The organism is Neobacillus drentensis (genome assembly GCF_036962765.1).
In the GTDB taxonomy this organism is placed as follows: domain Bacteria; phylum Bacillota; class Bacilli; order Bacillales; family Cytobacillaceae; genus Neobacillus; species Neobacillus drentensis_C.
In genome coordinates this window covers 1-7,731 of record NZ_JBALOS010000227.1, presented here as the reverse complement: position 1 = coordinate 7,731, position 7,731 = coordinate 1, and the positions used below count along the sequence as shown (strand labels likewise).

General features: G+C 36.8%; 9 protein-coding genes and 1 riboswitch. Of the genes, 5 read left to right on the top strand and 4 right to left on the bottom strand.

Going from position 1 to position 7,731, the window contains the following annotated elements; genetic code table 11:
• Positions 1 to 194: hypothetical protein (locus tag V7137_RS24100; RefSeq protein ID WP_335700416.1), on the bottom strand; the 194-nt coding region annotated here is incomplete at its 3' end.
• 200 nt (positions 195 to 394) lie between these two features.
• Here V7137_RS24100 and V7137_RS24095 point away from each other — a divergent pair.
• On the top strand, positions 395 to 1,282 hold the full coding sequence (locus tag V7137_RS24095; protein WP_335700415.1) for an alpha/beta hydrolase: 888 nt from the start codon (positions 395 to 397) through the stop codon (positions 1,280 to 1,282).
• A 170-nt stretch (positions 1,283 to 1,452) separates the two neighbouring features.
• A complete protein-coding gene (gene asnS, locus V7137_RS24090) occupies positions 1,453 to 2,844 on the top strand; it encodes an asparagine--tRNA ligase (protein WP_335700414.1) in 1,392 nt (463 codons plus the stop codon).
• Positions 2,845 to 2,893: 49 nt separating this feature from the next.
• Here the strand turns inward: asnS and V7137_RS24085 are convergent, their stop codons facing one another.
• Positions 2,894 to 3,067: a hypothetical protein gene (locus tag V7137_RS24085; protein ID WP_335700413.1), complete on the bottom strand. Its 174-nt coding sequence runs from the start codon at positions 3,065 to 3,067 to the stop codon at positions 2,894 to 2,896.
• A 158-nt stretch (positions 3,068 to 3,225) separates the two neighbouring features.
• On the opposite strand from V7137_RS24085, the gene V7137_RS24080 reads away from it, so the two are divergent.
• Positions 3,226 to 3,450 carry a helix-turn-helix domain-containing protein gene (locus V7137_RS24080; protein ID WP_335700412.1) on the top strand — a complete coding sequence of 75 codons (225 nt, stop codon included), beginning with the start codon at positions 3,226 to 3,228 and terminating at the stop codon, positions 3,448 to 3,450.
• Between the two features lie 211 nt (positions 3,451 to 3,661).
• On the opposite strand, the gene V7137_RS24075 is transcribed toward V7137_RS24080, so the two are convergent.
• Entirely contained in the window at positions 3,662 to 5,143 is a 1,482-nt protein-coding gene (locus V7137_RS24075; protein WP_335700411.1) for an amino acid permease, read from the bottom strand.
• A 102-nt stretch (positions 5,144 to 5,245) separates the two neighbouring features.
• A riboswitch (Lysine riboswitch) is annotated at positions 5,246 to 5,437 on the bottom strand.
• A gap of 206 nt (positions 5,438 to 5,643) precedes the next feature.
• Here V7137_RS24075 and V7137_RS24070 point away from each other — a divergent pair.
• Positions 5,644 to 6,456 (top strand): YitT family protein, encoded by an 813-nt coding sequence (locus V7137_RS24070; RefSeq protein ID WP_335700410.1) that lies wholly within the window; start codon positions 5,644 to 5,646, stop codon positions 6,454 to 6,456.
• Positions 6,457 to 6,501: 45 nt separating this feature from the next.
• Here the strand turns inward: V7137_RS24070 and V7137_RS24065 are convergent, their stop codons facing one another.
• Complete coding sequence (locus tag V7137_RS24065) at positions 6,502 to 6,861, bottom strand: winged helix-turn-helix transcriptional regulator (protein ID WP_256358299.1); 360 nt, start codon at positions 6,859 to 6,861, stop codon at positions 6,502 to 6,504.
• Positions 6,862 to 6,994: 133 nt separating this feature from the next.
• Between V7137_RS24065 and V7137_RS24060 the strand changes: the two genes are divergently transcribed.
• Complete coding sequence (locus tag V7137_RS24060) at positions 6,995 to 7,630, top strand: nitroreductase family protein (RefSeq protein ID WP_335700409.1); 636 nt, start codon at positions 6,995 to 6,997, stop codon at positions 7,628 to 7,630.
• Positions 7,631 to 7,731: the final 101 nt, after the last annotated feature.

The following is a 7,731-nucleotide window of genomic DNA, read 5'->3' as shown; positions in this document are numbered from 1 at the left end:
TGAACTTGATCTTTGTCGATTTGATTTTTTTTCAGCAGGGATTCTGCGATGACCACATGGGCCTGAATAGACACATTCTTTTTTAAATCTCGAATGGACACATCTCCGTTTAATAATTGGATTGCTTTTTCTCTAATGTCTTGATTCTTAGATGACTTGTATAATAGGTAGGCAATACATGTTACCTTATCCACAATTACCACTCCTCTATAATCAAAAATAACATTTTTTTACTATTTCGACGAGAAGCAACGTTATTCCTGCTAATATTCTGAAAACTTATAAAGAAATTTAGGGATTTTGTTTGAAGATAAGAATCACGAATGAAAATGTTCTATTAATCAGAAAATTCAAATAAATTAAAGTAATAGAATCTTCGCGGGGGCGGTCGAAAATGTTTGAATTTAAGGAAGAAACACTTTCAGGATTTGAGGTGATTAAATCAATTCCCAAAGATGGTTTTCATATTTTTGACATTAAATATGAAAGCCCTTTCAAAGGAGAAGTATCTGCCTATCTTTTCGTACCTGATAAAATAGGCCCTTTTCCTGCGCTAATTTTTATGCACCCAAGTCAAGGAAATAGGAAGACCTTTTTCCATGAAGCACAATTACTTGCAACCAAGGGGTATATCACTCTATTAATTGAAGCCCAATACCTAAGAGGGAATGGGCAACAAAAATCGCGGGGGAAGAAAGAATTTACAAAAACGATTGAAGAAATGGCAGATATTCAAAAATACATTCAAACCGTTATGGATATTAGAAGGGGAGTTACATTGCTAAGTAAACTACGTGAGGTAGATGAAACCCGGATTGCCTTTGTCGGTCACGGGATTGGGGCTGCATGGGGCGGCATCCTTTCAGGTATTGATAATCGTATTAAAACGTTTATCTTGATATCCGGCTATGGGAAGGTTTCAGAGATGCAATTAACAAGCGAGCACCCCATTGCCATGTTAATTCGCGGCTTTTTACCTCCTGAGCGATATGAATATTTTATTTCAAGTCTTAAAAAATTGGATGCTTGTCATTATGTGAAAAATGCTTCACCAGCATCGATCTATTTCCAGTTCGCCCAAAATGACGAATACATTGGTCGGGAGCAGGCCCTTGCTTTTTATATAGGTGCCAGCTCTCCTAAAAATATCACTTGGTATGATACGAATCATTTATTTTCCAACTGCGAAACGGCCTTATTTGACCGTCACGAATGGCTGGATGAGGAATTCACTGGACAAAATGGCATGTTTTTAAAGGAATCTACAACAGAACTAAAATAATTCACTTTCAAACCGGAAATTTTGTTGAAAATTGCTTATTTGATATGGTATTTTATATAATATTGAAGGGATAAAAGAAAAACGATGATAGTAATGTGGATTTTTACCTTTCGTCCCAATCGGGATGGAAGGTTTTTTACTTTTTTACATATGATTTAGGAGGAAAACCAATGAAACAGGCCTTAATCAAGGAGTTATACAGAAATACGGAAAGCTATATTGACCAAAAGGTAGAATTATCTGGATGGATAAGGACTATTCGTGATTCTAAAACTTTTGGGTTCATTGAATTAAATGATGGGAGCTTTTTTAAAGGGGTCCAGATTGTATTTGATGAGCAGTTAGTGAACTTTAAAGAAATTGCCAAACTTCCAATCAGTTCGTCAATTAAGGTTGAAGGCGATTTTATTCATACGCCGCAAGCAAAACAGCCTTTTGAAATTAAAGCAACTGACATCGTGATTGAAGGTACATCCAATGTCGATTATCCATTACAAAAAAAGAAACATTCGTTTGAATATTTACGAACAATTGCCCACTTACGACCAAGGACTAATACGTTTTCAGCTGTTTTTCGTGTAAGATCACTTGCTTCCTATGCCCTTCATAAATTTTTCCAAGATAAAGGGTTTGTGTACGTTCACTCACCAATTATCACCGGCAGTGATACAGAAGGTGCGGGGGAAATGTTTAGAGTAACTACCTTAGAAATGGACAATCTACCGAAAAATGAAGAAGGTAAAGCGGATCTTAGCAAGGATTTCTTTAACAAAGAAACTAATTTGACCGTAAGCGGACAGCTGTCGGCTGAGGCGTTTGCATTGGCATTCCGGAATGTCTATACCTTTGGCCCAACGTTTAGAGCAGAAAACTCCAACACAGCAAGACATGCGGCCGAATTTTGGATGGTTGAACCAGAGGTTGCATTTGCTGAACTGCCAGATGTCATGGATTTAGCTGAGGAAATGGTGAAATATGTTATCGGTTATGTGTTAGAACAAGCGCCTGAAGAAATGAATTTCTTTAACAGCTTTATTGAAAAAGGTTTATTAGACCGCTTAAATAATGCCTATACTGCAGACTTTGGCCGTGTGACATATACTGAAGCAATTAATATTTTAAAGGATTCTGGTGAAACATTTGCCTATCCAGTAGAATGGGGTCTTGACCTGCAAACTGAGCATGAACGGTATTTAAGCGAAAAAGTGTTCAAACGCCCTGTATTTGTTACTGATTATCCAAAAGAAATCAAAGCTTTCTATATGCGGCTAAATGATGATAACAAAACAGTTGCTGCAACAGATTTGCTCGTACCAGGTATTGGTGAATTGATTGGCGGAAGTCAGCGTGAAGAACGTGAAGAAGTTTTGGCTGGGAAAATAAATGAATTAGGAATGAATGAAGAAGATTACTGGTGGTACCTTGAATTAAGAAAATATGGCGGTACAAAACATTCTGGCTATGGGATAGGTTTTGAACGTTTAATTATGTACCTCACAGGAATGACTAATATTCGAGATGTAATTCCATTCCCAAGAACAACAGGGAGTGCTGAGTTTTAATAGAAAAAAGGAGAAGGCCAATCCACAGTATCGGCCTTCTCCTTTTTTATTAAATATTCTTCAATTCTTCTTCGAAGAAGAAGGTTTCTGGATGTTCCTTAACGATATAAGAATATCTTTTCATGTTTTTTACATATTGTGATTTTAAAATGGTGACAACTTCGCCCGTTTCTATAATGTTGACCGATTGTCCGTTTTTGTATAGATTGGTTGAGCTTTTCAAATTTAACCCCCCTTTACCTATTCCTTATTTAGTATATCATAAAATCCCTAAACTCATTTCTAACTTTGGGATATTTAAGCACAAATGGAAAGAGGAAATCCTTCTTCCTTTCAAAAACGAACTTAATGTGTTATGCTTTTAAAAAGTGAGGTGTCATTTTGACAAATTATAAAGCAAAAAAAAGTAACCTCAAGGATTTATTAACCAAAAACGGTATGGATCTGGAAAGTTTGGAAAGGAATACAAATATTCCCCAAACTAAATTGAACGACTACTTGTCAAAGAAAGTAATGAACTTAAATACCGCGATGACCATTTCAAGAGAATTGAATTGCCGTATTGAAGATTTATATGTTTGGTCTTCCGAAGAGAAGAAAGCATAGTACATATAAAACAGACTCGATAAAAGAGTCTGTTTTTTATTTTAAAAAAGGAAGTGTTATACAGGTAAGTTGATTTGCGCTCTAGCCCCGTACTTCCGCAGGAGTCTCTCGCCCTCCGCTTCAATCAACATGGCTAAAATATCAACAATTACCTTTAACACAGCCATAAAAAAAAAGTACGCATTTTTATTTGCGTACTTTTTTTATATAATCAATTATTTAAATCGCATTTCTCTAAAGGAATCATCTTGGTTTTCTTTGTAAATTTATACCCGAGCCACACCAACAGGAATAATGGGAGGCCAATATATGAAACTAAAATGCCATTCCAATCAATATGGTCACCCATGAATGCGGAATAGTTTTGTCCTAGAACGACAAATCCACAAACAGCAAAAGCAAAGATTGGACCAAACGGAAAGAATTTTGCTTTATATGGTAACAAACTTAGGTCTTTTCCTTGGGCGATAAACGCTTTACGAAAACGATAATGACATACAGCAATCCCAAGCCACGCGATAAAGCCAGACATTCCTGAAGCATTTAACAACCAAATATACACCGTTCCGTCACCAAAGAATGAAGCAAGGAAAGCAAGTGTACCCACTAAGGTTGTTGCAATTAATGCATTTACTGGAACACCTTTTTTGTTTAATTTACCAAGGAATTGTGGGGCTTTCCCTTGGCGGGCCAAATCCCAAAGCATACGAGTTGAAGCATACATTCCTGAATTACCTGCAGATAAGACAGCGGTTAAGATTACAGCATTCATAATCGAAGCAGCGAACGCAATACCAGCCTTTTGAAAGATTAGGGTAAAAGGACTAACAGTAATAGTATCACTTGCTAATTTATCGTTTGTATAAGGAATGAGTAATCCGATTACTAAAATGGCTAGTACATAAAATAAAAGAATACGCCAGAAAACTTGTTTAACAGCACGTGGGATGGCTTTCTTTGGATCTTCTGTTTCACCAGCAGCAACACCTAAAAGCTCTGTTCCTTGAAAAGAGAAGCCAGCCGCCATAAAGATTCCGAGCATCGACATAAAGCCGCCGTGGAATGGTGCATCACCGATCGTTAAGTTTTTGAAGCCTGGTGCTTCATTACCCATGATACCAAAAATCATAAATGTACCAATAATAACAAATATTATCACTGTGACAACTTTAATTAAGGAAAACCAGTATTCTGCTTCACCAAATCCTTTAACGGAAAGGTAGTTTAAGAGAAACATAATCACTAAAAAAATGCCGCTCCAAATAAATGAAGGGGTATCTGGAAACCAGAATTTCATGATCATCGTAACCGCAGCTAATTCGGCAGCAATGGTTATGGCCCAGTTATACCAATAGTTCCAGCCTAATGCAAAACCAAGGGATGGGTCGATAAATTTGGTGGCATACGTACTAAAACTTCCAGCAACGGGCATATAGGCACCCATTTCAGCTAATCCTTGCATCAAAAAGAAAACCATGACACCGATTACTAGGTAGGAAAGGATTGCACCGCCTGGTCCGGCGCTATGAATAGCGCCGCCGCTAGCAAGAAAAAGCCCGGTTCCAATCGTTCCTCCAAGGGAAATCATCGTGAGGTGACGAGATTTTAACCCTCTTTTTAGTTCGGTTGGATTCTGTTGTTGTTTTGTATCATTTGTATATTCAGTTTCTTTTAATACTCGTGCTGTTTGCATATTGTTCACTCCTCATATCTTCTTTTTCGAGAAGGAGTTTGGAATACAAAAATGCCATCGAGGAATAATCGATGGCATTGTTAATACCCCGCATCATACCTTCCGAAAGATAGCTCAACACGACTAGTTGGTTGGACTAATCGTGACAGTTCTGTTCCTATTCGGAGCCAGCCCCAGCATGCTTTTTAAAGAGAGAAAAGCACACTTCGGCAGTTTTTCCTTTCAAACGGAGTCAAGAATGTCTCTTGCATCTCGTCCGCTTTACTAATAAAGACCGCGACCTCTACCTCATCGGTTTGATGAGGATTTTTATCATAATTAAATTGATATATTAGTATACTATAAGATTTCTTGAGGATATGTCAATATAGAATAATCTAATTGCTAATAACCAGATAATTTATTTTATTTAAATAAATTTTTTATTTTACTTTAAGAGAGAGAATCGGTATTATTTTTAAATAGAATTAATGCCTGTTTGTTTTAGGAGGATTTTTACCATGCAAATTGTTGGAATGATATTGGGATCTCTGATTATTGTGGCTGCGTTTAACCTTTTCCTAATTCCGCATGAAGTGTTGAGCAGTGGATTAAGCGGAATTTCAATGATATTAGGGATGATCTCACCGGTTAATGCTGGAGTGGCAAATTTCCTGCTGAATTTTCCTTTATTAATTATTGGATATAAAATGTTAGGGAAAAGATTTATCATGAATTCGATTTTTTCTGTCATCATTATCTCAATAGGTCTTTATTTGGTCCCGATTCACCCAATCGCGGATGATACCATTCTCTCATCTATTTTTGGTGGTGCGTTAACCGGTTTAGGTGTCGGAATCGTTTTCCGTTGTTCAGGATCAACCGGAGGATTTGACATTATTGGCATGATTGTATCAAGAAAAAGAGATTTTCCGATAGGTGTTTTACTTTCAGGCATGAATGCGGTAGTTATAGTAATTAGTGGTTTTTTGTTTGATTGGGATTCTGCACTTTATACCTTAGTTTCTATTTTTGTGACCGGTAAAGTAGTGGATGCCATCTATACAGACCATGCAAAATTAACGTTAATGATTATTACAGAAAAAGGCGAAGAGATGAGAAATCATTTACTGAAAAATTTGTATCGAGGTTTAACGGTGATGGATGGTGTTGGCGGCTATTCAAATAACCAGCGGAATGTATTGATAACGGTCATTTCCAGATACGAACTTAATGAAGTGAAAAACTTAATCACGGAAGTCGATTCCTGTGCCTTTGTTAATATTACAGAAACAATAGAGGTAATGGGGCTGTTTCATCGGCCTAGTCCATAAAACCAAAAAGGTTTGCATCTATGATATAGAGCAAGCCTTTTTGGTTTACCGGGATTTATCTCGTTTTTTAACCCATTTTATCAACACCTGGATAACCTCCTCAAGCTCCCTCCCAGCTGGAGTTAAGTCATATTCCACTTTTTTAGGTGATGTGGCAATTACCCTTTTGACAATCAATCCTTCATTTTCTAAATCACGCAAGCGTTCGGTTAACAGTCGATCGGAGATACCAGGAATCGAGGATACAATTTCATGGTATCGCTTAGGTCCTTCCAGGAGCGTAAAAATAACAGAACCCATCCAACGTTTACCTATAAATTCAATCGCATTATGAAAATTTGTACATATATGCTTCATTTCCTCTGCAGAATGAGTCATACAATTTTGGTTGTTAGGTTCACTCAAATTCAATCCCCCATTTTTACTTTTCTAACTATATCATACCATAGTTTAATTTCTTGACGAAAGGTACTTACTAATAGTAAGATGGATTTATACTTACTATTAGTAAGTTAAACATATTAGGGGGAAATCTCTCATGCAAACAACCTTAACGAAAAAAACATTATCTGAAGTGATTAAAGAACGTCACTCTGTTAGAAAATATGATTCGACATACACAATTTCTCAAGAAGAAATAAAAGATATGTTAAAAGAAGCAACCCAAGCACCATCTTCTAGTAATCTTCAACCTTGGCGTTTTATTGTCATTCAAGACGAAGAGACCAAAAAGGAACTTAGAGCAGTCGCCAATAATCAAGAGCAAGTTGAAACAGCGTCTGCGGTTATTGCTGTCTTAGGTGACAAGGAAATGTATAAAAGTGTGGAAAAAGTATATCGAAGTGCCTATGAAGCCGGTTTTATGGATGAGGCGAATATGAATCGATTAATCGAAGGAACCAATAAAACTTACCCATTTGCTTCAGAAGATATCTTGAAAAATATTGCAGCATTTGATGCGGGGTTAGTTTCGATGCAATTGATGTTGATTGCAAAAGATAGAGGATATGACACTGTTCCAATGGGTGGATTTGACAAAGAAAAATTTGCGAAAATGTTTAATATTGAAGATCGATTATTCCCAATTGTTCTGATTTCAGTAGGGAAGGCGGCAGCTCCAGCGTTCAATTCAACACGATTGCCGTTGGAAGATATTTTAATAGAATATAAGTAATAGAGCAGGCGCATGAAGGATTTCATGCGCCTACTCATTTTTATTTATGGCTCTTTTCGTAAACTTTGTTGCTTTTGGAGCTTTATAAGGGTCATTTACTA

Excerpts from the sequence above, each read along its gene's own strand:
- V7137_RS24095 (WP_335700415.1), top strand. The coding sequence starts at position 395 with ATGTTTGAATTTAAGGAAGAAACACTTTCAGGATTTGAGGTGATTAAA.
- asnS (WP_335700414.1), top strand. The coding sequence starts at position 1,453 with ATGAAACAGGCCTTAATCAAGGAGTTATACAGAAATACGGAAAGCTAT.
- V7137_RS24075 (WP_335700411.1), bottom strand. The coding sequence starts at position 5,143 with ATGCAAACAGCACGAGTATTAAAAGAAACTGAATATACAAATGATACA.
- V7137_RS24070 (WP_335700410.1), top strand. The coding sequence starts at position 5,644 with ATGCAAATTGTTGGAATGATATTGGGATCTCTGATTATTGTGGCTGCG.
- V7137_RS24060 (WP_335700409.1), top strand. The coding sequence starts at position 6,995 with ATGCAAACAACCTTAACGAAAAAAACATTATCTGAAGTGATTAAAGAA.